Consider the following 22,024-nt stretch of genomic DNA (forward strand, 5'->3'; position numbering starts at 1 on the left):
TTATTAGGCTCCTATCTAGCTGCCATTGCTCTGCAGCTTATTCATATAGTTACGCATCGCCATCTCGATATCACGTGTTGTCTTGGAGATAACGGTCTGCGGTATGCTCGGTTTGTTGAACTCGCCAGCGCCAGCGCCAGTGCCTGAGCCGCTTTGTCCTTCAGCTTGCGCTCCGTTATGCGACTTGGTCTCTTGTTCAATATAGAACTGAATGCGTGCGCTCATTTGCTTGCGGATATCTTCGATGACCAGTCTTCGATGATACGCATCAAGCGGGATGGTCATTTCTGTCTCGATCGCTTTGAGCCGTTCTGGGGCCGTATGATCGAGGAACAGATCGACCTGTCGCCGAATCTCCGGGAATGGGGCGGAGGGCATGACATCCTGCGGACCGCCGACCCAGCCGCCCTGAGCCGGGAAGTGATTGACTTTGCCGTTCTGCGGGCTTGGGGCTTTCATTTGCTGATGCGTCTTGCCTAGCATGCCAGGATCATTCACAACGACATCGCTGACATTACCGTTGCTTGGGTTGCTTGGCAGCACGAGCTGGCCGACTTCCTTGACGAATTCTTCGCTTGGCGGCGTCATCCCGATATTGAGCGTGCCATCCAGTTTCTCGACCTTCAATTGGTCAAAATGATATTGGATCGTATCGACATGATACATCGGTTTATTCTCAGCCATCTCGATGCGGGCATTTAGCATATCTATTTGCTTGTTCAGCTTCATAATGACGGCCTGCTGCTCATTCAGCTGGCAATGCAGCTTATGCATATTTTGGCTGAGCAGATTCCACATCTGCCACGGCGTGAGCGGCTGTTGATCGCTTGGCTGCATGGGCAATAGGCACCTCCGAACGTTAACGTGGATTCGGTAGCGGCACGAAATTCAGAGGATTCTCTTCGACCTGCGGCGCCGCCTCGGCAAATCCACCTGAATTGTACAGCTGCGACAAGGACGATATGGACCCCGCCGTCCCGACTTGCAGGACGGAGGAGTTCGCCACACTGTCAACCCTAAGCTGATGAATCGTAATGGTCTGATGAACGGTAATCGCCATTAGACGTTCACTCCAGTAGCCACTTCATTCTGCGTATTATCCTGGAAGTCAGGATCGTTCGTATTCGTTGCACTGACGGCGTTGTTGGAGTTCGTGAGGCCGCCTGTTAAGAAGGAGCCTGCTCCAGCATAAGTCTTGGATGAACTTGACGGGGAAATTTGGACAGAATCGCCAAACTGAACGACGGCGCTTGAGCCGACGCTGATCACTTTAACGAAGCCAACGATTGCGGGCATTGCACGGTCACTCCTTACCTGATACTTCAGCACGGGATATGACATCTTATGCGGCAAATGCCCAGTTGTTCCATTGCGGCACGGTTTGTGCCCATCTTGCCCGAAAATGCATATGATGTAGGCGACAAGGTTTATGGTGCGGGGGGCGAATGGATATGGCAGGGGATTGGGAGGAGCTGGAGCAATGGATGGAGACGCAGCAGCTGCCTAAGGGATTCGATATCTTCAAGCAATCGGATTGGATCGAGAATTATGTACGCAAAATGATGAATAAAGCGCTGCCTGCTGCTTCATCAGCGCTGAAGCCATCGGCAGCGAACATATTAGAGACGAAGCGTTATATCATCGTGACATATCCGCTTGGGGAATCGGCAGATCTTGGTGCTGTGAAGCTGCTCGTGAAAGAGGACCGCGTCAAGCTGAGCGGTATTAATGGAAGCGAGAGCGAGGTGGTTCGTCTGCCGAAGCTCGTGCTGCCGCGTTCGTGCATTGCGGAGTATGACGGTGCGGTTCTGAAGATTAAGCTGAAGAAACGGCCGCCTAGCAAGCGATCGCATATCGCTTCGATTCAGGGGCTGTAATCAGGGGCAGCATATTATAGAAGAAAATTCACGAATTTGTCTGATATTGCTTCTCCTGGGCGCTGGCGATGCTTGTCGATATTGGCGTATAATGCGAATATAGACTTGCATAGGGAGTGTTTCATTTGACACTGGTTGACGTTAGCCAAATTTCTGCGGCGCTATTCATTGTAGGCGCTGTGTTTATCTTGCTGTTCTTCTCGCTTCTCAGTTTCGGCATTCTCCAGATGTTCCAGCAGCGTATCCGTGCAGGCGTATACAGCTTCGTTGGCGCTGTAGTTAGCGGCGTTACATTCGGAATTATTCTTGCCAATTGGTCATTTTGAAGTTAAGTAGAAAGCTAGCAATTTCGCTTCCAAATAAGCTGTCCCAGCGACTGTGATCACGCAGTCGAGGGGCGGCTTTTTTTGTTCCTCGTATCCTTTATATGCTTGAATTGCATGGCCTAATCGCTTTAATAAAATTGTTGTCCAAATGGGCTCGAAATAGCTAAAAATAGTCAATAATCCAAGTTGCCAGAACATAAGATGAAGTATAAGATAATCATATGAGAGAATATTCAGAACATTTCGTCAAATGAATTCCAATCGAAGGGAGGGCTTGCCGATGAACAAAAGTTACGAAGTGGAGTACTGCAATTTGGAGCTGCGATTCGACCGCCGGCAAATCCAAAATCTTATTCGGGATTTGATCCAGGAGGGATATTCGCTTTATTGGAGCGAAACAGACGTTTATTTTCTCATATCGGTCCGAAGCGGCCGCAAGCTGGTGAAACTGAGGTTTCAGCGGGTTCGGGGTCGTTACAAAATCGTCGGGGATTATCTGATTAAGGATGAGAAGCTGTCGGATTTGCTCGAGAAGTTAATCAATGATTCACGCGGTCATGCAGTTGTCAAACGGTTTAAAGACAGGCAAATCGTAATTGAAAGCATTATGTTTGGCGAAATTATTCGTCTTGTGGAGGTGTCCGGCATGGAACATCGTATCATTTATCAGAAGAAACCTTTTGTTACGGTGGAGGAAGTGATTCAAGCCTTTCAGTCGAAGAGGGCTGAGGAGCGGGCTTCGGTGCTGCGGTATGAGCTTGATTATGAGCTATCCGTCCTCCACGAAGCAATAACGGATGGGCGCGAAGCCGATATGGCGCAGTCCAAGGAGCGACTACAATCCCTTAGAACTGAGATGATCCAGCTTGAGCTTTGATATAGCCAAGATTAAAGCACTCGAATAAACCTCCGGAGCGTTCGCGATCCGGGGGTTTATTTTGTGCTATTTGAAATCTTACGCACTGGCATCGACAATTTTTATGGGGCATATGGTTTTCATTCCCGGTTAAAAAGAGTAAAATAGGTGTATTGTATTCGTGAACTTGCCTTTATGGGCAACGCAACTGTTACTACTATTAAAGAGAAAAGGTGTGGAGCAACCATATGTCTAAACAGCAAATTGGCGTTATCGGTCTTGCGGTAATGGGCAAGAACCTTGCATTGAACATCGAAAGCAGAGGATTTACAGTATCGGTATTTAACCGTTCCCGTGAGAAGACAGACGATCTGCTCAAAGAATCGGCTGGCAAAAACCTGGTCGGTACATTTACGATCGAAGAGTTCGTAGCATCCCTTGAAGTTCCTCGCAAAATTCTGATCATGGTACAAGCTGGCGCAGGTACTGACGCAACAATCGACGCGCTCGTGCCCCACCTGACAGAAGGCGATATTATTATCGACGGCGGTAACGCGTACTTCCCTGATACGGTTCGCCGCAGCAAAACGCTTGAAGAGAAAGGCTTCCGCTTCATCGGCACTGGCGTTTCCGGCGGCGAAGAAGGCGCGCTGAAAGGACCGTCCATCATGCCTGGCGGTCAAGAGTCTGCTTATAAATTGGTTGAACCAATCCTGACAGCCATCTCCGCGAAAGTAGGCGGCGACGCTTGCTGCACATACATCGGTCCAGACGGTGCCGGTCACTACGTGAAGATGGTTCACAACGGCATTGAGTACGGCGACATGCAGCTGATCTGCGAAGCGTACGATCTGCTAAACCGCGTTCTTGGCGTTAGCACGGAAGAGCTTCACTCGATCTTCTCCGAGTGGAACAAAGGCGAGCTCGACAGCTACTTGATCGAGATTACAGCTGACATCTTCTCCAAATACGATCCAGAGACGAACAAGCCTATGGTTGACGTTATCCTCGATTCCGCAGGCCAGAAGGGTACAGGCAAATGGACAAGCCAAAGCTCGCTTGATCTTGGCGTACCTCTCTCGATCATTACGGAATCGGTATTCTCCCGTTTCTTGTCCGCACTGAAGGACGAGCGCGTAGCGGCAAGCAAGCTGCTTAAAGGACCGCAAACAGCTCCTTACCAAGGCGACAAAGCGGCATTCATCGAAGCCGTACGCAAAGCGCTGTTCGCAAGTAAAATTTGCTCGTACGCGCAAGGCTTCGCTCAAATGCGCGCAGCTAGCGACGAGTACGGCTGGAACCTGCGTTACGGCGATATCGCAATGATCTTCCGCGGCGGCTGCATCATCCGTGCAGGCTTCCTGCAGAACATCAAGGACGCGTACGACCGCGATCCTGGCCTGACGAACCTGCTGCTTGACAGCTACTTCCAAGAAATCGTGGAATCGTACCAAGGCGCATGGCGCGAAGTAATCGCTACTGCAGTTACGCAAGGTATTCCGGTACCGGCATTCTCAAGCGCGCTGTCTTACTACGACAGCTACCGCACAGAGCGTCTGCCTGCGAACCTGCTTCAAGCGCAGCGCGACTACTTCGGCGCTCACACGTTCAAACGTGTGGACAAAGAAGGCACATTCCACTTCAATTGGATTCAATCTTAAGACCTGTAATGACATCTTGCAGACAGCGGCGCATACGGTCGGCTTCAACGCCGCCGCAGCCGCTGCGCTGCTTTAGCAGAAGCAATGACGCTTCGGCGAAGCTTTGAAATTTCTTTAATAGAAGTGGCTGGGGGAGACTGAGCAATTCAGGCGCTTCATCAGCCACTTTCTTTTTCATAAATTCAAGTGTCCATATGACATCTTCGGATGAGATTGGGTAATCCGGATTAAAGATACGGTTTACACGATATTGGACGGAGAACGGTTCGGGGATCGCGGCCATTGCTCTTGTCACTCCTCATCTAATTAGTGTGCTTATTGGTACTATCAACTCTACGGTAGATTGAACTTTTTTATACCCGTTATTCCTGAATAATGGTATAATCGTGGGAAATGTTTTAGAATCCAGGTTTACGCTTTCAAAAGGCAGGGGAAGGTGTTTCGAGTGAGCATGGAAAAGTCGCGCCAACATATAGCCCTCATCGGGTTTATGGGCACAGGCAAATCAACGGTCAGCAAGGAGCTTGCTGCTCGGCTGAATTGCGGCGTTATCGACATTGATGCGGAGATCGTTCGGCGTGAAGGCGCATCGATACCCGATATCTTCACGACACGCGGCGAAACGGAGTTCCGCGCAGCGGAAACAGCTGCACTCGCTGACGTTATCGACCGCGCGGAACCGCTCGTTATCGCAACAGGCGGAGGTGCCGTGCTGGCAGAGCATAATCGGAAGCTGATGCTTGATGGCAGCTTCGTGGTGGCGCTGAAGGCAGACGCAGAGCAGATTATTGCGCGTGTCAGCCAAGATCCGGATCGCCCATTGCTGCAAGGCGATGTTGAAGGCAGGGTGCATAAGCTGCTTGAGGATCGGAAGCATGCGTATGATTTTGCCCATTTGGCCATTGACACCACTCCTCTTACTGTGCAAGAAGTAGTCGATCAAATCGAGCGAGGCTTGAAGCAGCGCTTCTAACACTTACACCTACATAAAGGAGACGACTTTAACGATGGATGTACGCGTAACCCCAACACCAAGACTGCAAGGCGAGCTTCAAGCACTTTCTTCCAAGAACTATACAACACGATACCTGCTTGTTGCTGCTCTGGCAGAAGGGACAAGCACCATTTACTACCCGGCTCACAGCGAGGACAGTGACGCGATGCGCCGTTGCATTCGCGATCTGGGCGCAGTCATCGAAGAAGACGATGAGAAAATTACGATTACCGGTTTCGGACGTAGTCCAAAGGATGTTAAAGAGCTTGATGTAGGCAACGCTGGCGCTGTGCTTCGTTTCTTGATGGCGATCGCGGCTCTCGCTCCGGATGTCACGTTCATTAACCGCTACCCGGACTCGCTGGGCAAGCGTCCGCATGATGACCTCATCGATGCGCTCGGCCAGATCGGAGTAGACGTTCAACATAATAACGGCAGGCTTCCGATCACTATTCGCGGCGGACAAGCTAAAGGTGGTAAAATTCAAGTTAGCGGCAATGTTAGCTCGCAGTTCCTGAGCGCACTGTTGTTCTTGACGCCACTGCTTGAAGAGGACAGCGAGATTGAAGTGCTCCATGATCTCAAGTCCAAAGTTGTCGTCGGCCAAACGCTTGAAGTATTGGCGCAAGCTGGCATCGTCATCGAAGCAAGCGAAGATTTGATGCACTACAAGGTTAAGGGCGGTCAGAAGTACGAAGCTAAGAAGTACGTCGTTCAAGGCGACTACCCAGGCTCCGCGGCAGTTCTTGCAGCTGCAGCAGTAACCGAATCAGACGTTATCCTTCACCGTCTGGAGGAGAACAGCAAGCAAGGCGAACGCGCGATTGTCGACGTTCTGCGCATGATGGAAGTTCCGCTTACGCACAAGGACGGCGTCGTTCATGTGAAAGGCAACGGCAAGCTGAAGGCTGTCGAGTTCGACGGCGATAAGGCGACTGACGCGGTACTCGCTATGGTCGCGGCTGCTGTGTTCGCGGAAGGCACGTCCCGTTTCTACGACGTGGAGAACCTTCGTTACAAAGAGTGCGACCGGATTACGGATTACTTGAACGAGCTTCGCAAAGCCGGTGCAAACGTGGAAGAGCGCCAAGCTGAAATTATCGTCCATGGACGTCCGGAAGGCGTTGAAGGCGGCGTAGAAATCAATGCACATTATGACCACCGCGTCATCATGGCGCTGACGGTTGTTGGCCTTCGCGCGAAGCAGCCGCTTCGTATCCGCGATGCGCATCATGTGGCGAAGTCGTATCCAATCTTCTTCGATCATTTGAAGGCACTCGGCGCGAACGTCGAATGGATTGAATAGGAAATCAGCTCTCTAAGCAGGCTAAGCGGGTAATCAATAGAAGAAGGGATGGTATTCACATGGCTTTTACTAATCCTTCACGCGATGACATCAAACGAATTCTTGAAGCAACAACGACGGTAGCTGTCGTTGGTTTATCCGACAAGCCGGATCGCACCTCCTATATGGTGTCTGAGGCAATGAAAGCGAAGGGGTATCGGATCATTCCGGTTAATCCGAACGCAACGGAGATTCTAGGAGAGACGAGTTACGCATCGCTCAAAGATATTCCATTCCCGGTTGACCTCGTCAACGTCTTCCGCCGCAGCGAGCATACGCCTCCTGTCGCAGAAGAAGCGGCTGAGATTGGCGCGAAGACGCTATGGCTGCAGCTTGGCATCCACAATGACGAAGTCGCTGCCATTGCTGAGCGCGCTGGCATGCAGCTTATTATGGACCGCTGCATTAAAGTAGAAGATTCCATTCTTCTGCCGCACGGAAAAACAAGCTCGTAGCACGAAACAGATTATTCATGTCACGTCAATTCGATCTAGACGGACCAAACGCGGTCCGTCTTTTCTTTTGACAAAGGCGGGGTGAACGCTTACGATCAAGAGTAGCATCGATTCACAAGAAACATAGAGGAGGCAGCTTATGAACATAATGGGTCACCTGCAGCAGCTTGGCCGATCATTGATGCTGCCGACGATTGTACTGCCCGCCGCATCTATTTTTCTCAGCCTAAGCGCTCTGCCATGGGCTTCAATAGGATTGCCCGACATGCAGACTCATCTGCAAGTTGCAGGTCATGCATTGTTTACCTATTTGCCGTATTTGTTTGCTTTCGGCGTTGCGATGGGCATGACGAGCAATGCATTGACAGCTGGCCTGGCCGCTATTGCAGGTATGTTTATTTATACAAGCGTGATTAATGCAAGTCATTATGAGCTCGAGCCAACCGTGCTCACAGGCGTGCTCATCGGACTTGTCACCAGTATCTTTAACGAACGATTTAAGTCGATCAAGTTTCCGGAGTACATCCAGTTCTTCGGCGGACCGAGGTTTATCCCGCTAGCAGTAAGCGTGTTCTCCACATTGCTAGCGATATTAATGGTCCAGATCGCGCCTTATATACATAACGGTCTTATGGAGCTTGGCGATGTCATTGAATCTGGCGGAGGCTTCGGCGTCTTCCTATTCGGCTTCGTCCTGCGAATCCTCGTCGTATTCGGATTACATCATCTCGTTAGCCATGTATTCTGGTTCCAAGTCGGCGGCTTCACATCAGGCGACGGCTCGGTCGTCTTCGGTGACCTCCCTCGTTTCTTCGCGGGCGATCCGACAGCGGGCGGCTATATGGCGGGCTTGTACCCGACAATGATGTTCGCACTGCCAGCGATTGCTTTTGCCATTATTCATGAGGCACGCGAAGACTTGAAGCCGAAGATCAGGAAGACGTTCATGATCGCTGCGTTGTCTTCTTTTTTAACTGGCGTGACGGAACCGATCGAATTTGCGTTTCTATTTGTAGCACCATATTTGTTTGTGATCCATGCGCTGCTCTCTGGTGCGATGATGTGGTTTACATATGAACTTGGCATTCGGCACGGCTTCTCATTCTCCGCGGGAGCCATAGACTTCTTGATTAACGAGCATCTCGCAACGAGAGGCTGGCTGCTCATACCGATTGGACTCATATTCGGCTTACTCTATTATGTGATGTTCCGCTGGGCGATTCACCGGTTCCAAATTCCGACACCAGGCCGTGAGGAAGGCTCGCAGCTCGATGAATGGGCGGGCGATATACCTTATCGGGCGCCGCTTATTTTACAGGCGATTGGCGGCAAAGAGAACATTGTCCAGATGGAAGCCTGCATCACGAGGCTTCGTCTGAAGGTTGGAAGCGACAAGCTCATTGACATCAACGCGCTCCGCCATCTAGGCGCTGCAGGCGTTATCCGGCTAGGCGGAGGCAATGTTCAGATCGTATTCGGCACGTACTCGGAGCTGATACGGGAGGAAATGGACAAAGCTATACGAAGAGATATATCTAGAGTCCTGTTCAGCGCACCGATGCAGGGCATGATGATGCCGCTGTCCGAAGTGCCTGACCCGATCTTCTCCGGCAAGCTTGTCGGTGACGGGGTTGCATTCATGCCGGATCGAGGCGAGCTTGTCTCGCCGGTAACGGGCAAGGTCATTCATATCTATCCGACCAAGCATGCAATCGGCATTCGGACAGCGGAAGGGCTGGAAGTGCTGCTGCACATCGGCATTGATACTTCGCAGCTGAAAGGGCAAGGCTTCGAGGCCATCGTACAGGAAGGCGATCAGGTGAAGCCGGGTCAGCTGCTCATTACGTTCGATATGCAGAAGGTCCGCAAAGGAAGCAAGTCGCTTGCGACACCAATGGTTATCACCAATTCGGATCTTGTCAGCTCCTGGAGCTTCGCCCCGTTCAAAGGGGTTAAGAAGGGTCAAGCTTCCGTCATGTCAGTCGTTCTAAAAGAGAGAAGCGGTGGAGGGGAAACAACGTGATTCAAGGAATTGGGGCATCACCAGGCATCGCAATCGGGAAGGCGTTCGTTCTGCCGAATTGGGAATGGGATCTGCCGGAACAGAAGATCGACGTAGGGGACTTGGCTCGCGAATTTGAACGATTGTATGAGGGCATTCGTACCTCCAAGGTCGAGATCGAGCAGATGAAGGATGAGCTGCGCGAAGTAGTTGGACCGGAGGAAAGCAGCATATTTGACGCGCATATTGCGATACTGGACGATCCTGTCTTCATGAATGAGATCCAAGGCATTATCCAGCGGCAATACAAAGCGGCAGAGGTTGCGGTGAAAGAAGCGATTGACCACTTCGTGACTATGTTCGACCTGCTCGACGATGAATATATGAAGGAACGCGCGCTTGATATCAAGGATGTCGGTAACCGGCTGCTCAAGCATCTGCTCGGAGCGCCTGAGATTACGCTGCCTTCGGATACACAGCCGTTTATCCTGATTGCGAAGGAGTTGTCTCCTTCACAGCTTGCGCATCTGAATCCGAATCACGTGCTAGGTATCGCCACGCTTGCCGGAAGTACGACCTCGCACTCGTCCATTATGGCGCGAGCGCTTGGCGTACCGCTCGTTGTCGGCATTGAATCGAAGCTGGAGGAGCCGATTCAAACAGGAGATATGCTCATCATAGATGGCGAGCTTGGTATGGTCATCATACAGCCGGAACAATTGATTGTTGAGAAGTACACGGCGAAGCAGTGGCTCCATCAGGAGAAGAAGCAGCAGCTGCGAGGCATCGTTGGCATTCAGCCGGTTACGAAGGACGGCAAGGAGCTGGAGCTGAGCGCGAATATTAGCTCGATCAAGGAGCTGGAGGTCGCGCTAGCGAGCGGCACGAGCGGTGTCGGTCTGTTCCGCACCGAGTTTCTTTACATGGACCGCAGCAGATTGCCTCAGGAAGAGGAGCAGTTCGAGGTGTATCGGGGCGCAGCTGAGAAGCTTGATAATAAACCGCTTATTATTCGCACGCTCGATATCGGCGGCGACAAGCACCTCGATTATTTCGAGCTTCCGGAGGAGGAGAATCCGTTCCTCGGCTACCGGGCCATCCGAATCTGTCTTGATAAGCCTTCTTTGTTCAAGACGCAGCTTCGAGCGATACTGCGAGCGAGCTATTTCGGTAATGTGAAGATCATGTACCCGCTCATTTCATCTGTGGAAGAGATCAGGGCGGCGAACAACCTGCTGGAGCAATGCAAGCAGGAGCTGCGCGCGGAAGGGATCGGCTTCTCGGAAAAGATCCAGGTAGGTATCATGATTGAGCTTCCGGCAGCCGTCGTTATCGCGGATATGCTGGCAGAAGAGGTCGACTTCTTCAGTATCGGAACGAATGATCTTATTCAGTTCACGCTTGCCGTCGACCGGATGAACGAACAGATCTCGTACATGTATGAGCCATTCCATCCAGCTGTCCTGCGTATGCTGAAGCTGACGATTGAAGCGGCGAAGCGCAAAGGCATTCATGTTGGCGTCTGCGGCGAAATGGCCGGCGATCTGAAGGCGCTGCCGATCTGGCTGGCGCTTGACGTCGATGAGCTCAGCATGTCAGCGCAGGCGATTCTGCCGGTGAAGGAGAAGCTGCTGACGCTTACGCAGCAATCGAGCCGGGAAGTGTTTGACCGGATACTTGCTTGCAGAACAAGCCAGCAAATTCATGATATTCTTTCACCGCTGGATGTGAGGGCTGTGAGTGAGCAAGAACAGCCAGCTGAACGACAGCCAGCTGAACGACAGCCGGTTGAACGTCAGCCAGCGGCCAAAGTGACCAAATAAAATAAGGCGGCTTCCCTAAGCAAGATCAGGGAAGCCGCCTTTCTTCATTTATTGGTTCTTCAAAGCATCAACGAATGCTTTCGCATACGGCGGCAGATCTGGCGGACGGCGAGACGATATAATATGTCCGTCCACGACAACCGGCGCATCGATCCAAGTTGCGCCTGCATTCTCCATATCGTCGCGAATGCCTGGCGTAGAAGTAACGTTGCGGCCTTGAAGGATTTTTGCCGAGATCAATACCCAGCCTGCGTGGCAGATTTGGCCGATCGGCTTGCCTGCCGCATCCATCTCCTTCACAAGCTGCAGCACCTTCGGATAACGGCGGAGCTTGTCCGGCGCCCAGCCGCCTGGAACGAGCAAGCCGTCGATCTGGCTGCCGTCTACTTCATCAAAGCTAAGGTCCGCTGTTGCGGGAACGCCGTATTTGCCAATATGAGTCCGGTTCTTCTCCGGTCCTGCGAATAACACGGTAGCGCCTTCTTCACGAACGCGATAAACCGGATACCACAGCTCCAAATCCTCGAATTCGTCATCCAGCAAGCAGATAATCATTTTACCTTGTAAAGACAATTTCCTTCCTCCTCTAGCAATGTATAGAAGCTCCTACTTATTGTACCCTCCGGCGGTTCTATGAAGCAAACCGGACTGGTTGTAACATCCGAATGATGCAAAAATTACAACCTGCCGCAAAGCAGGACTTTTTTTGTGATAGGTCGAATATCATATTCGTCGAGTAACGCCTTTCTATACCTTTCTAAGGCGTTGTACTTGTTTAGGAGAAGGAGTGGACGATCTTGCTAAAACGCTGTTCTTGCGGCGAGGATATGCCAATGAAGCTGCGTACTGTTATATATTCGAATAAAGTTGAAATTGATAATGTACCGATATTCTCTTGCGGTTCCTGCAATCGCAGCGAGGTGTTTCCGGAAGTGAAGCCGGATCTTACGGGGCTGATCGGCAAGCTTGGCGCTCACCCTGTAAAGCAGACCTTCTTGTTTAACGAATGGAATGAATGGGCAAATTTGTTGGTAGAGGCTTACCATGATAAGAAAGTGTCCGATCCGGCCATCATGCGGCGCATGACGGAAGAACGTATCGATATGCTGCTTGATTTGTTCCAGGTTGCACAGGCAGCAGGAGATGCCGAGTGGACAGCAGATATACATAAGCGGCTAGCACAGCTGAGCCGGAGTCTGCTTCAATATGGAAGGCGATAGAAGAAGGGAGAGAGGCATTAGCCTATGGAGCTGCCCTCACCAATAACAACAATGGAACAGTGGGAAGCCGCTTATGCGGCGGCTGCCACAGAACCGCTGTTAATTTTCAAGCACAGCACGACCTGTTCCATCAGTAGCGGCGCTCACGAAGAGCTGTCGAACTGGTTGGAGGATGCATCGAAGCTCGCGTTCCACATGATTGTGGTCCTTGTACCGGAGAACCGGGAAGTTTCGAATGCGATTTCAAAGAAACTCGGCGTGAAGCACGAGTCGCCTCAGCTGCTCTTTGTACAGGATGGAAGCGTCACCTGGCATGCTTCTCACTGGCGGATTACCTACTCAACATTAGACGAGCATCTCGGGACACATTGCGAAAAGTAATATTTTGTCGTATCATTACGGTAAAGTAATGCGGCGCGAGAACAAATTTGAGTTAATGGAGAGAAGGACCGTGACGGTAACCATTTATGATGTAGCAAGAGAAGCCGGCGTATCGATGGCGACTGTTTCCCGGGTTGTGAACAACAATCCGAACGTTAAGCCACAGACACGCAAGAAAGTATTTGAAGCCATTGAACGACTTGGCTATCGTCCTAACGCAGTAGCGCGCGGACTTGCGAGCAAGAAAACAACGACAGTTGGCGTCGTTATTCCTGATATTTCGAATGCGATCTTCGCCGAAGTTGCACGGGGCATTGAAGATATCGCGAATATGTATCATTACAATATCATTCTTTGCAACGCAGATAAGAAGAAAGATAAAGAGATTCGCGTTATCAACACCTTGCTTGAGAAGCAAGTGGACGGGCTGTTGTTTATGGGCGGCGCGGTAACGGAAGAACATCTGCAAGCGTTCAAAACAGCTAACGTGCCGATTGTACTCTGTGCGACGACAGATGAGCAGGGCGTAATCCCTTCGGTTGATATTGATCACGAGAGCGCAGCATTCGATGCTGTACAAGCTCTTATTCGCAGCGGACACACACGCATTGCAATGATCTGCGGAACGCTGCAAGATCCATCGAACGGTTATGCTCGTTTCCAAGGCTACAAGCGCGCGCTTGAAGTTGCTGGCTTGCCATATGATGAATCGCTCGTTCGTATCGGCAACTACCGTTATGAATCCGGCGTAGATGCAATGAAGTATTTCTTGGAGCAAGGCGATCGTCCAACAGCTGTTTTCTCCGCAACGGATGAGATGGCGATTGGCGCGATTCACTGTATCCAGGACGCAGGACTTAAAGTGCCAGAGAATATCTCTGTTATCAGCGTAGATAACAGCCGTATGGCGTCGATGGTGCGTCCGCAGCTGACAGCTGTTGCGCAGCCAATGTATGATATCGGTGCGGTTTCGATGCGACTGCTTACGAAGCTTATGAAGAAGGAAACGGTTGAGAACGCGCGCGTTATTCTGCCGCATGAAATTGTGAACCGTCAGTCGGTAGGGAGCAAATAAAGGATTATGACTACAACGTATCACAAGATAGGCATTATCGGTGCCATGGTGGAAGAGATTGAACTGCTGCACAAGCATGTCGAGAAGACAGGCTCGTTCGTGAAAGCAGGTATTGAATATGTAGAAGGCACTTTGCACGGTCGTCAGGTTGTATTCTGCAAATCTGGCGTCGGTAAAGTGAATGCAGCAGTATGTACGCAGCTACTGGTAGATGCTGGAGTAGAATGCGTGCTGTTCACTGGTGTTGCTGGCGCGGTTGATCCGAGCCTGAACATTGGAGATATCGTCGTGTCGACGTCCTGCTTGCAGCATGATATGGACGTGACTGCGCTTGGCTTTGCACGCGGTCAGATCCCGTTCCAGGACGTTTGGGAATTTAAAGCGTCTCCGGATCTGGTGGAGCTGGCAACGAATGCTGCTGAGAAGCTGTTCCCAGGCCGCAGTGCGAAGGGCAAAGTGCTCTCCGGCGATCAATTCGTATCGTCGAGAGAAACGGTTAAAGCGCTGCATGATGAGCTTAGCGGTGCATGCACGGAGATGGAAGGCGCGGCGCTTGCGCAAGTCTGTGTCATGAACGAGGTTCCGTTCGTCGTCATCCGCTCGATGTCGGATAAGGCAGACGGCTCCGCACATGTGAACTTTGCGGAATTTACGGTGCAAGCTTCGGTGAATTCGCATTCCATTATTGATGAAATGATTCAACATATGTAGGGAGCGGCTTACTCGTAGAGCCGACTCGAAGAAAGATAAAGGCAGCTACTCATCTCGTTCCAAGCGGAGCGGATGGTAGCTGCCTTTTGCATGCCATTAGAGCTGTTGAATTGCGAGTGCTGCGACTTCACGATTACGCGTTTCAATTTCGCTTCTCCGAGGAATCGGCTGCCACTGTTGCGAGTCATCCAGCCAATGGGTCGGCAGCTCTTCCGGGCTGTTGGTAGACCAGCTGTCGATCCATGCTTGAGGCAGCGTCTCGTTAGCCGACTGCGTGCGCAGCTGTGTGGCAATCGGGTGATTGGTCATCTCGAGCCATACGAGCGCCCATGCGCGCGGAACGACGCGCCAGATGTCGTAACCGCCGCCGCCGACGGCGATCCAGCGTCCGTCTGTATAACGATGTGCAAGCTGATGGATAAGTGCGGGCATTGCTTGATAAATTCGCATACTGCAATGAATATGCGACAGCGGATCATAGGCATGAGCGTCACAGCCATGCTGGCTGACGATAACATCCGGCTTGAACGCATCTATGACCTTCTCTATCGTTGTGGCGAAGCTTGCAAGCCAGGATTCATCCTCGGTGTACGGTTCGACGGGCACATTAATGGTCGTCCCGTAGCCAGCGTCTATGCCGCGCTCGGATACGAATCCGGTGCCTGGGAATAAATATTTGCCTGTCTCATGAATCGAATAGGTACAGACATCAGGGTCGGCATAGAACGTCCACTGAACGCCGTCGCCATGATGGACGTCCGTGTCGATATAGAGGACGCGCGCGCCGTACTGCTTCCGAATGTGGGCGATCGCGATGGCCGCGTCATTATAAACGCAGAAGCCTGCTCCGCGATCTGGAAAAGCATGATGCAGCCCTCCAGCCATGTGATACGCGTGCTGGGCTTGCCCGCTCATCACAAGATCTGCCGCAAGGACCGAGCCACCAACGATGGCTGCTGTTGCATCGTGCATACCGGGGAAGAAGGGCGTATCCTCCGTATTCAGCCCGTATTGCTCAGCTCGATTGATGGCTTCAGCAGCAGGTTTGTCAGTGCTCAAGCTGCGCACGGCTTCAATATAATCAACACGATGGACGAGCTGCAACTGCTCGTCATCCGCAGGAGCAGGCTGTCTGCATTGTGTATCAGTCAGCGCACCTACTGCTTCGAGAAGGCTGTGCGTGAGCGTCAAGCGCATCGGGTCGAACGGATGGTCTTTATTAAATTTATACCGACTTGCATCTTGATGATGGATATATACGGCATTGTCCGTCATAATGCGTTATTCGCTTCCTTTCTACGTTTGCTGCACCAGCTGCTAATACATAAAGCGTTGTCTGAAGCGAACACGGTCGAATTGTTCGATCGAGCTAAGCGGTACTTCACGTCCGATTCGTACCATGAGGCAGTTAGCCGGATGGGCACAGATCTCAGGATCATCGGTCGCCACCCATTCCATGTCGACGGACTTCATCAGCCGCTCCATCATGGCGCGGTATTCCCACACGCTGAGGCCTGTTCCTTCCAGGTCCCAGTGCCAATAATATTCGGTTGTATACACAATGACATTTTCCAGTTGATCATAGGCAAAAGCGTTCTGGATCATTTTCTTGCCGAGACCAAGCGAGCGGTAATCGTCCGCTACTTCTACGGCGCCGAGCTCGACGAGATCCGTCATGCCGCCTTCAGACCAGCGCTCCAGCTCGTCCGGATAGTGAAAGGTGACATAGCCGACGATGACTTCACCGTCTCTTGCCGCGATAATGCGGCCTTCCGGCAGTTCCGCAATTTCAACCAGCGCTTTGTGCTGCTCAACTGGTCTTCGGAATGCATCGAGCTGCGGGTGAAGGGTGAGCCCGGTCAGCGCTTCAGCGGGGAGCGGCCCTTCGATGATAATATCGCGTTCGATGTTCGGGACAACCTGCGCATGAATTCTTTTGCGATGCTCCAACAAGTGATGGCTCCTTTCCCGTTCTACACTACTTATAGCAAAAAAAACAAGACATGAAAAGAATGGTTCAACGTAAGCAAGCATGATATAATGTGAAAGCGTATTCCTAGTAAGAGCGTCATTACGGGGGCTGCTCCCGCTAGAAACGGTTGTTTGCAAATTGGGTAGGAGGATGATGGAAATGTCAAACATGCATCAAGAACGGATTCCGGTGACGGCATCTGGCTCCAACATGACAAGCTATGAAGAAACCTATAATGCGTTTAGTTTTGATCAGCTTGAACAGCAGTTCTCCTGGCATGAAACAGGCAAGGTCAATATGGCTTACGAAGCGATCGACCGTCACGTTGCAGAAGGCCGAGGCGATAAAGTCGCCCTCTACTATAGCGATAACAGCAGAGACGAGTCTTATACGTACCAGGAACTATCCAAACAATCGAACCGTTTCGCGAATGTGCTTCGCGGACTCGGAATCGGGAAGGGCGAGCGCGTATTCATTTTTATGCCGCGTACGCCGGAGCTTTACTTCAGCTTAATTGGCTCGCTTAAAGTCGGCGCAATCGTTGGGCCGCTCTTTGAGGCGTTCATGGAGACGGCGGTTAGAGACCGTCTGATTGATAGCAGCGCTACGGCGATCATTACAACGCCGGCACTTCTCTCACGTATTCCGCGCAGCGAGCTGCCTGATCTGAAGCATGTCATCGTATTCGGCGACAATGTGGAAGCAAGCGAAGGCATCGTTGATTTCAAAGCCGAGATGGCAGCAGCTTCGGATGAAGCAGAGATCGAATGGCTCGGCCGCGAAGATGGTTTGCTGATCCACTATACATCCGGATCGACAGGCAAGCCGAAGGGTATTTTGCATGTGCAAAATGCGATGATTCAGCATTATTTTACAGGGCGGGTCGTGCTCGATCTACAGCCTGATGATATTTATTGGTGTACAGCCGATCCAGGCTGGGTTACAGGCACGTCGTACGGCATCTTCGCACCATGGCTTAACGGTGCGACGAATGTAATCCGCGGCGGTCGTTTCAGCCCTCAGGATTGGTACTCGACAATTGCACGCTACGGCGTAACGGTATGGTACAGCGCACCAACTGCGTTCCGTATGCTGATGGGTGCAGGCGACGATGTTGTGAAACAGTTCGACCTGTCGAGCCTGCGCCACGTGCTTAGTGTTGGTGAACCGCTCAATCCGGAGGTTGTACGTTGGGGACTTAAAGTGTACAACCAACGTATTCACGATACTTGGTGGATGACAGAGACCGGCGCGCAGCTGATCTGTAACTATCCAAGCATGGAGATTAAGCCAGGCTCGATGGGCAAGCCGATTCCGGGCGTGAAAGCAGCCATTATCGACGATAGCGGCAATGAGCTTCCACCATATCGGATGGGTAACCTGGCTATTCAGACGCCATGGCCTTCCATGATGCGCAAAGTATGGAACAACCCAGCCAAGTACGAGGAGTACTTCCGTATTCCAGGCTGGTACATTTCTGGTGACTCCGCATATCGCGACGAAGATGGATACTTCTGGTTCCAAGGCCGGATCGACGATGTTATTAATACGGCAGGCGAGCGGGTAGGTCCGTTCGAGGTCGAGAGCAAGCTGGTCGAGCATCCAGCCGTTGCTGAGGCCGGCGTAATCGGCAAACCTGACCCGATGCGCGGAGAAATCATTAAAGCGTTTGTCGCGCTTCGTGAGGGCTTCACGCCGTCTGAGGAGCTGAAGGCGGATATCGCCAAGTTCGTCAAAGAAGGACTGTCCGCGCATGCTGCACCGCGTGAGATCGAGTTCAAGGATAAGCTGCCGAAGACACGCAGCGGCAAGATTATGCGCCGTGTTCTGAAAGCTTGGGAATTGAACTTGCCGACTGGCGACCTGTCGACAATTGAGGACTAATCAGCGTTAGCTGATTAGTGCAATAAAGCGTTAGCTGATTAGTGCAATAAACAATAAGCGAGGGCAGCATCCTAGGATGCTGCCCTCGCTTATTTATTTTACATTCTATTGCACACTTGCCGTCGCAGAGGCGGCGGATTCGCCGGCCTCATTGACAGCAGTGACGCGGAAGAATCCGCTCGTCATTGGCGATACATATTCAAATCTGGCTTCATTCGTAGAGCCGATTTTTTTGTATCTGCCTTTCTCGCTAGTGCTGAAATACACATCATACTGTGTGACCTGTTCAGACGTCGCATTATCGGACCAAGTTAGCTTGATGCCGATATCGGTACGCTCGATTTGGACATTCATTGGCGCAGCCGGTTGTGTAAGTCCTGTTGGCTGTTCGTTCCCCGTGCCTTGGTCTCCGTTCGAGTTACTGCCATCGCCAGGCAAGATGATGCTTGGGTCGTCGCCCGTATTCAGTGAGCCTGATTGTGAGCCGCTAGGCGTCTGTGCAGGAGGCGACGTCGTGCCGTTACTGCTGACAACTAAGCTAGGCGCGGATTCCTTGCCCGCTACGTCAACTGCAGTTATGTAGTAGCTGTACACGCCAGCGCCAACATAATTAACGAATCTTGTTTCTTCACCTGTAAGAACAGGTTTGTTCGTATTGACGAATGAACCGTCGTTCGCCTTGCGGTACAACCGATATCCGACAACATCCTTCTGAGGAGATGCTGCGAATGTTATCCGGTATGCGCTCGAGCCTTCAACAGGTACAAGTCGTACGCTTGTTGGAGCTGAAGGAGCCGCTCCATCATCTACACGAGGGTCAACGATGGAAGGGGCATCTTGCTTGGCATCCGGCGGCAAGTATACAGACATTGGCCGGCGGCTGTCCGCAGGAAGCTTCGCTTGTGCGGCTTCAATTTCTTGCATGAGCTCATCGAGAGGCTTCTCGCGTTTCACGAGCGTCATCTCTTTGATCATGTCAGCAGGAGTCGAAGGCTGCGGGATATAATTGACGCCATTGAAGGAGATAACCGCCATCTTCACGAGCGCGTCATCCGATTCCTTCGGTAAGAACTTGCTGTTGAACCAGTCTGTCACAAGCTTGCCGCTCGCTCTAGTCAGCTGTGTCGGCAGTTTGCCACTTACGCTCGACACGGTCGACTTGACGATCCCCGAAGGCATTGAGAATTGCTTCGTCGGGAACAAGTTTGGTTGTAGATCGGTTACTTCGTTCATAATCTTCGCCCAGATCTGTTTAGCGTGATTTCGGCCGTCTTTGGACAAGGTATTGATCTGCTTCTCGTATCCGACCCAAACGCCTAGCGTGATGTCAGGAGTGAATCCCATGAACCAGACGTCGCCATAGCTTTGGGTTGAACCTGTCTTGCCGACAACAGGGATTTTGCCATATTTGTTGAACAACGATGCAATCATATGACCAGATCCGTTCCTCTCCGAGATAACGGTTCTGAGCATATCCGTCATCAGGAATGCCGTCTGTTCGGAGAAGACGCGAAGCGGCTTCTTCTCATGCTCATAAACGACGTTACCGTTCGCATCGGTAATCCGGCTGATCATATAAGCGTCATTGAAAACGCCGTCGTCTGCGATTGCGCCATATGCATTCGTAAGCTCTTCAACAGATACTCCGACGCTAAGTCCGCCGATTACGCCTGTTTGCGCATAATCATCTTCAGGTTTGAGCGTCGTAATACCAAGCTTCTTCGCGAACTTCCACGCTTCTGGGATCGTCACCATATTGTTGAAGATCTTGAGCGCCGGCAAGTTCAACGAGCGGTTCAGCGCATCACGCGCCGTAATCAAACCGTAGAACTTCTTCGTGACGTTCATCGGAATGTGATAGCCCTTCTGGCCATCTTTAAGTACCATCGGCGTATCGTCTACGATACTCGCCGGTTGGATGAGACCCGATTCGATAGCAGGTAAGTAAGCCGCGATTGGCTTCATCGTCGAACCTGGCTGACGCGTCATCTGAGTCGCATGGTTCATCTGCTCGGCATAGAAATCTCGTCCCTCAAGCATGCCGAGAATCGCGCCTGTCTTATGATCCAGCATAACGGCGGCCGTTTGCTCCATCCCTTTGGTCTTGCTGTCCGGATCAAAGTTGGATGGATCGGAGCCGACCTTATGCATCGCGTTGTAGACCTTCTTGTCAATCGTCGTATAGATATGATAACCGCCGCGTAGCAGGTGCTCACGGGCTTCTTCGACGAGCGGAGCGTTCTCTTTCTTGCGCACGTCGCTGATCGTCAAGTTCGGGTCTTCCTGCATCAGCAAAATTTCGGCTGCCTGACGCTCGGATTCCAGCATGAGAAACGGGAATGTCGAGTAAGCTTTCTCCGTCGGCTTCGCGAGCGATGCGCGAAGATCGAAATTGAGCGCTTCATTATACTGTTCACTGCTGATGCGGCCCGTTTCAAGCATCCGCTTAAGTACGATATGTTGGCGATCGACCGCCAGCTTAAAGCCCGATTCGTTGAACTTCCCTTTGCTCGTAAAAGCGGTATAAGCAGAAGGGCGCTGCGGCAATCCAGCCAAATATGCGGACTGCGCAATGTTCAGCTGGGTCAAGTCTGTGATATTGAATATCCCTTTGGCAGCTGCTTTAATCCCATATAGGTTATAACCGCTGTTACCTGTACCGAATTGAACTTTGTTCAGATAAGCAGTCAGAATCTCGTCCTTAGTCATGAACCGCTCAAGACGAAGCGCGAGGAAGATCTCCTTCACCTTACGGCTGTCTGTCTTGTCCAGCGTAAGGAACACTTGCCTTGCCAGCTGCTGAGTCAGCGTACTGCCGCCTGTCTGTGTATCTTCATTAAGCACCTTCTGCTTGACTGCGCGGGCAAGACCGTTGAAATCGACGCCGATATGCGTATAGAAGTTGTTGTCCTCTGTAGCTAGTACGGCATTGATAACTTGCGGAGGAATATCGCTCCGCTTAATTAGCCGCCGATCCTCCTGCGTACGCAGCTGACCGACTGGTGTTTGTCCATCATTGAAGTAAACGAATCCTGTGATGGCGTTCTCATTTATTTTATTCTCGATATCAGTGCGTGGACGTACAGGCTCGTCCTTGACGAAGGAAGCGACATAACCAGCGACGGTTGCTCCGGCAAACAACCCGATTAATAAACCGAAGATGAATAACCATTTCAAGGTAATGAGCGTCACGATCCCAAAAGTCCGCCATTTGCTGTATCCTTTTGTCTTCTGCTCACGTTCTTGTTCCATATAATGATAAGCCTCCTCTGATTAACAGAGCTATTATAGCATAAATCGCCAGCCTGATTGCAGCTTCGGGAGACGTATTTGTCTAAGAATTCACTAATTTGGCAATGGAATGGCTGCTCAAAATGGGATTTCATTGACTTTTGCAAGCCGCTTATGGTATAAGAAGATCAGCTAAAAAAGTTCATATTCC

At 51.4% G+C, this 22,024-nt stretch carries 22 protein-coding genes and 1 other annotated feature (1 of these 23 running past the window's edge); of the genes, 14 read left to right on the top strand and 8 right to left on the bottom strand.

Features of this window, described 5'->3' with window-relative positions; all coding sequences use genetic code 11:
- Nucleotides 1-15: 15 nt before the first annotated feature.
- The 3 genes from gerPC to AC0YNX_RS02300 are packed head-to-tail and all read right to left on the bottom strand — an operon-like array spanning nucleotide 16 to nucleotide 1,296.
- Entirely contained in the window at nucleotides 16-837 is an 822-nt protein-coding gene (gene gerPC / locus AC0YNX_RS02290) for a spore germination protein GerPC (RefSeq protein ID WP_475814031.1), read from the bottom strand.
- Between the two features lie 22 nt (nucleotides 838-859).
- On the bottom strand, nucleotides 860-1,060 hold the full coding sequence (locus AC0YNX_RS02295; protein WP_126017820.1) for a spore germination protein GerPB: 201 nt from the start codon (nucleotides 1,058-1,060) through the stop codon (nucleotides 860-862).
- Entirely contained in the window at nucleotides 1,060-1,296 is a 237-nt protein-coding gene (locus AC0YNX_RS02300; protein WP_475814032.1) for a spore germination protein, read from the bottom strand. The genes AC0YNX_RS02295 and AC0YNX_RS02300 overlap by 1 nt, the downstream gene beginning before the upstream one ends.
- Before the next feature lie 155 nt (nucleotides 1,297-1,451).
- On the opposite strand from AC0YNX_RS02300, the gene AC0YNX_RS02305 reads away from it, so the two are divergent.
- The 4 genes from AC0YNX_RS02305 (at nucleotide 1,452) to gndA (ending at nucleotide 4,720) form a co-directional block, all read left to right on the top strand.
- Complete coding sequence (locus tag AC0YNX_RS02305) at nucleotides 1,452-1,877, top strand: hypothetical protein (protein ID WP_475814033.1); 426 nt, start codon at nucleotides 1,452-1,454, stop codon at nucleotides 1,875-1,877.
- A 125-nt stretch (nucleotides 1,878-2,002) separates the two neighbouring features.
- Nucleotides 2,003-2,203 carry a hypothetical protein gene (locus AC0YNX_RS02310; protein ID WP_475814034.1) on the top strand — a complete coding sequence of 67 codons (201 nt, stop codon included), beginning with the start codon at nucleotides 2,003-2,005 and terminating at the stop codon, nucleotides 2,201-2,203.
- Between the two features lie 280 nt (nucleotides 2,204-2,483).
- On the top strand, nucleotides 2,484-3,080 hold the full coding sequence (locus AC0YNX_RS02315) for a hypothetical protein (RefSeq protein WP_475814035.1): 597 nt from the start codon (nucleotides 2,484-2,486) through the stop codon (nucleotides 3,078-3,080).
- A 227-nt stretch (nucleotides 3,081-3,307) separates the two neighbouring features.
- Nucleotides 3,308-4,720 carry an NADP-dependent phosphogluconate dehydrogenase gene (gene gndA / locus AC0YNX_RS02320; protein WP_475814036.1) on the top strand — a complete coding sequence of 471 codons (1,413 nt, stop codon included), beginning with the start codon at nucleotides 3,308-3,310 and terminating at the stop codon, nucleotides 4,718-4,720.
- On the opposite strand, the gene AC0YNX_RS02325 is transcribed toward gndA, so the two are convergent.
- The gene (locus tag AC0YNX_RS02325) at nucleotides 4,701-5,003 is read right to left on the bottom strand and encodes a hypothetical protein (RefSeq protein WP_475814037.1); all 303 of its coding nucleotides are present in this window, start codon (nucleotides 5,001-5,003) and stop codon (nucleotides 4,701-4,703) included. The two genes, gndA and AC0YNX_RS02325, sit on opposite strands and share 20 nt — an antisense overlap.
- A 168-nt stretch (nucleotides 5,004-5,171) precedes the next feature.
- Between AC0YNX_RS02325 and AC0YNX_RS02330 the strand changes: the two genes are divergently transcribed.
- The 5 genes from AC0YNX_RS02330 to ptsP all read left to right on the top strand — a co-directional run bounded on the left by AC0YNX_RS02330 (nucleotide 5,172) and on the right by ptsP (nucleotide 11,339).
- Nucleotides 5,172-5,693, top strand: a complete 522-nt coding sequence (locus AC0YNX_RS02330) for a shikimate kinase (protein WP_475815155.1) — start codon at nucleotides 5,172-5,174, stop codon at nucleotides 5,691-5,693.
- Nucleotides 5,694-5,727: 34 nt separating this feature from the next.
- The gene (gene aroA / locus AC0YNX_RS02335; RefSeq protein WP_475814038.1) at nucleotides 5,728-7,020 is read left to right on the top strand and encodes a 3-phosphoshikimate 1-carboxyvinyltransferase; all 1,293 of its coding nucleotides are present in this window, start codon (nucleotides 5,728-5,730) and stop codon (nucleotides 7,018-7,020) included.
- 59 nt (nucleotides 7,021-7,079) lie between these two features.
- A complete protein-coding gene (locus AC0YNX_RS02340; RefSeq protein WP_475814039.1) occupies nucleotides 7,080-7,514 on the top strand; it encodes a CoA-binding protein in 435 nt (144 codons plus the stop codon).
- 139 nt (nucleotides 7,515-7,653) lie between these two features.
- On the top strand, nucleotides 7,654-9,537 hold the full coding sequence (locus tag AC0YNX_RS02345; protein ID WP_475814040.1) for a glucose PTS transporter subunit IIA: 1,884 nt from the start codon (nucleotides 7,654-7,656) through the stop codon (nucleotides 9,535-9,537).
- Nucleotides 9,534-11,339, top strand: a complete 1,806-nt coding sequence (ptsP, locus tag AC0YNX_RS02350; protein ID WP_475814041.1) for a phosphoenolpyruvate--protein phosphotransferase — start codon at nucleotides 9,534-9,536, stop codon at nucleotides 11,337-11,339. The genes AC0YNX_RS02345 and ptsP overlap by 4 nt, the downstream gene beginning before the upstream one ends.
- A 48-nt stretch (nucleotides 11,340-11,387) precedes the next feature.
- On the opposite strand, the gene AC0YNX_RS02355 is transcribed toward ptsP, so the two are convergent.
- A complete protein-coding gene (locus tag AC0YNX_RS02355; protein WP_475814042.1) occupies nucleotides 11,388-11,912 on the bottom strand; it encodes a type 1 glutamine amidotransferase domain-containing protein in 525 nt (174 codons plus the stop codon).
- A gap of 224 nt (nucleotides 11,913-12,136) precedes the next feature.
- Here AC0YNX_RS02355 and AC0YNX_RS02360 point away from each other — a divergent pair, with 224 nt between their 5' ends.
- The 4 genes from AC0YNX_RS02360 (at nucleotide 12,137) to AC0YNX_RS02375 (ending at nucleotide 14,726) form a co-directional block, all read left to right on the top strand.
- The gene (locus AC0YNX_RS02360; protein ID WP_475814043.1) at nucleotides 12,137-12,559 is read left to right on the top strand and encodes a hypothetical protein; all 423 of its coding nucleotides are present in this window, start codon (nucleotides 12,137-12,139) and stop codon (nucleotides 12,557-12,559) included.
- Between the two features lie 24 nt (nucleotides 12,560-12,583).
- Nucleotides 12,584-12,940: a bacillithiol system redox-active protein YtxJ gene (gene ytxJ / locus AC0YNX_RS02365; RefSeq protein ID WP_475814044.1), complete on the top strand. Its 357-nt coding sequence runs from the start codon at nucleotides 12,584-12,586 to the stop codon at nucleotides 12,938-12,940.
- 70 nt (nucleotides 12,941-13,010) lie between these two features.
- Nucleotides 13,011-14,015, top strand: coding sequence for a catabolite control protein A (ccpA, locus tag AC0YNX_RS02370; protein WP_475814045.1), 1,005 nt, complete (start codon nucleotides 13,011-13,013; stop codon nucleotides 14,013-14,015).
- A gap of 6 nt (nucleotides 14,016-14,021) precedes the next feature.
- Nucleotides 14,022-14,726, top strand: coding sequence for a 5'-methylthioadenosine/adenosylhomocysteine nucleosidase (locus tag AC0YNX_RS02375; RefSeq protein ID WP_475814046.1), 705 nt, complete (start codon nucleotides 14,022-14,024; stop codon nucleotides 14,724-14,726).
- A gap of 96 nt (nucleotides 14,727-14,822) precedes the next feature.
- On the opposite strand, the gene AC0YNX_RS02380 is transcribed toward AC0YNX_RS02375, so the two are convergent.
- Nucleotides 14,823-16,001: an acetoin utilization protein AcuC gene (locus AC0YNX_RS02380; protein WP_475814047.1), complete on the bottom strand. Its 1,179-nt coding sequence runs from the start codon at nucleotides 15,999-16,001 to the stop codon at nucleotides 14,823-14,825.
- A 42-nt stretch (nucleotides 16,002-16,043) separates the two neighbouring features.
- Nucleotides 16,044-16,676, bottom strand: coding sequence for a GNAT family N-acetyltransferase (locus AC0YNX_RS02385; RefSeq protein WP_475814048.1), 633 nt, complete (start codon nucleotides 16,674-16,676; stop codon nucleotides 16,044-16,046).
- 181 nt (nucleotides 16,677-16,857) lie between these two features.
- On the opposite strand from AC0YNX_RS02385, the gene acsA reads away from it, so the two are divergent.
- Nucleotides 16,858-18,582 carry an acetate--CoA ligase gene (acsA, locus tag AC0YNX_RS02390; protein WP_475814049.1) on the top strand — a complete coding sequence of 575 codons (1,725 nt, stop codon included), beginning with the start codon at nucleotides 16,858-16,860 and terminating at the stop codon, nucleotides 18,580-18,582.
- A gap of 105 nt (nucleotides 18,583-18,687) precedes the next feature.
- Here acsA and AC0YNX_RS02395 read toward each other — a convergent pair whose 3' ends face one another.
- The gene (locus tag AC0YNX_RS02395) at nucleotides 18,688-21,834 is read right to left on the bottom strand and encodes a transglycosylase domain-containing protein (protein WP_475814050.1); all 3,147 of its coding nucleotides are present in this window, start codon (nucleotides 21,832-21,834) and stop codon (nucleotides 18,688-18,690) included.
- 187 nt (nucleotides 21,835-22,021) lie between these two features.
- Nucleotides 22,022-22,024: a binding site (T-box leader), on the top strand; it runs 283 nt beyond the window's last position.

The sequence above is a fragment of the Paenibacillus sp. J31R98 genome, from assembly GCF_056269245.1.

What these genes read in the sequence shown, in the direction of transcription:
- acsA (WP_475814049.1), top strand. Translation starts at nt 16,858, where the DNA reads ATGTCAAACATGCATCAAGAACGGATTCCGGTGACGGCATCTGGCTCC.
- AC0YNX_RS02380 (WP_475814047.1), bottom strand. Translation starts at nt 16,001, where the DNA reads ATGACGGACAATGCCGTATATATCCATCATCAAGATGCAAGTCGGTAT.
- AC0YNX_RS02325 (WP_475814037.1), bottom strand. Translation starts at nt 5,003, where the DNA reads ATGGCCGCGATCCCCGAACCGTTCTCCGTCCAATATCGTGTAAACCGT.
- AC0YNX_RS02375 (WP_475814046.1), top strand. Translation starts at nt 14,022, where the DNA reads ATGACTACAACGTATCACAAGATAGGCATTATCGGTGCCATGGTGGAA.
- AC0YNX_RS02295 (WP_126017820.1), bottom strand. Translation starts at nt 1,060, where the DNA reads ATGGCGATTACCGTTCATCAGACCATTACGATTCATCAGCTTAGGGTT.
- AC0YNX_RS02315 (WP_475814035.1), top strand. Translation starts at nt 2,484, where the DNA reads ATGAACAAAAGTTACGAAGTGGAGTACTGCAATTTGGAGCTGCGATTC.
- AC0YNX_RS02345 (WP_475814040.1), top strand. Translation starts at nt 7,654, where the DNA reads ATGAACATAATGGGTCACCTGCAGCAGCTTGGCCGATCATTGATGCTG.
- ytxJ (WP_475814044.1), top strand. Translation starts at nt 12,584, where the DNA reads ATGGAGCTGCCCTCACCAATAACAACAATGGAACAGTGGGAAGCCGCT.
- AC0YNX_RS02340 (WP_475814039.1), top strand. Translation starts at nt 7,080, where the DNA reads ATGGCTTTTACTAATCCTTCACGCGATGACATCAAACGAATTCTTGAA.
- AC0YNX_RS02300 (WP_475814032.1), bottom strand. Translation starts at nt 1,296, where the DNA reads ATGCCCGCAATCGTTGGCTTCGTTAAAGTGATCAGCGTCGGCTCAAGC.
- gerPC (WP_475814031.1), bottom strand. Translation starts at nt 837, where the DNA reads ATGCAGCCAAGCGATCAACAGCCGCTCACGCCGTGGCAGATGTGGAAT.
- AC0YNX_RS02330 (WP_475815155.1), top strand. Translation starts at nt 5,172, where the DNA reads ATGGAAAAGTCGCGCCAACATATAGCCCTCATCGGGTTTATGGGCACA.
- aroA (WP_475814038.1), top strand. Translation starts at nt 5,728, where the DNA reads ATGGATGTACGCGTAACCCCAACACCAAGACTGCAAGGCGAGCTTCAA.
- AC0YNX_RS02395 (WP_475814050.1), bottom strand. Translation starts at nt 21,834, where the DNA reads ATGGAACAAGAACGTGAGCAGAAGACAAAAGGATACAGCAAATGGCGG.
- gndA (WP_475814036.1), top strand. Translation starts at nt 3,308, where the DNA reads ATGTCTAAACAGCAAATTGGCGTTATCGGTCTTGCGGTAATGGGCAAG.
- AC0YNX_RS02305 (WP_475814033.1), top strand. Translation starts at nt 1,452, where the DNA reads ATGGCAGGGGATTGGGAGGAGCTGGAGCAATGGATGGAGACGCAGCAG.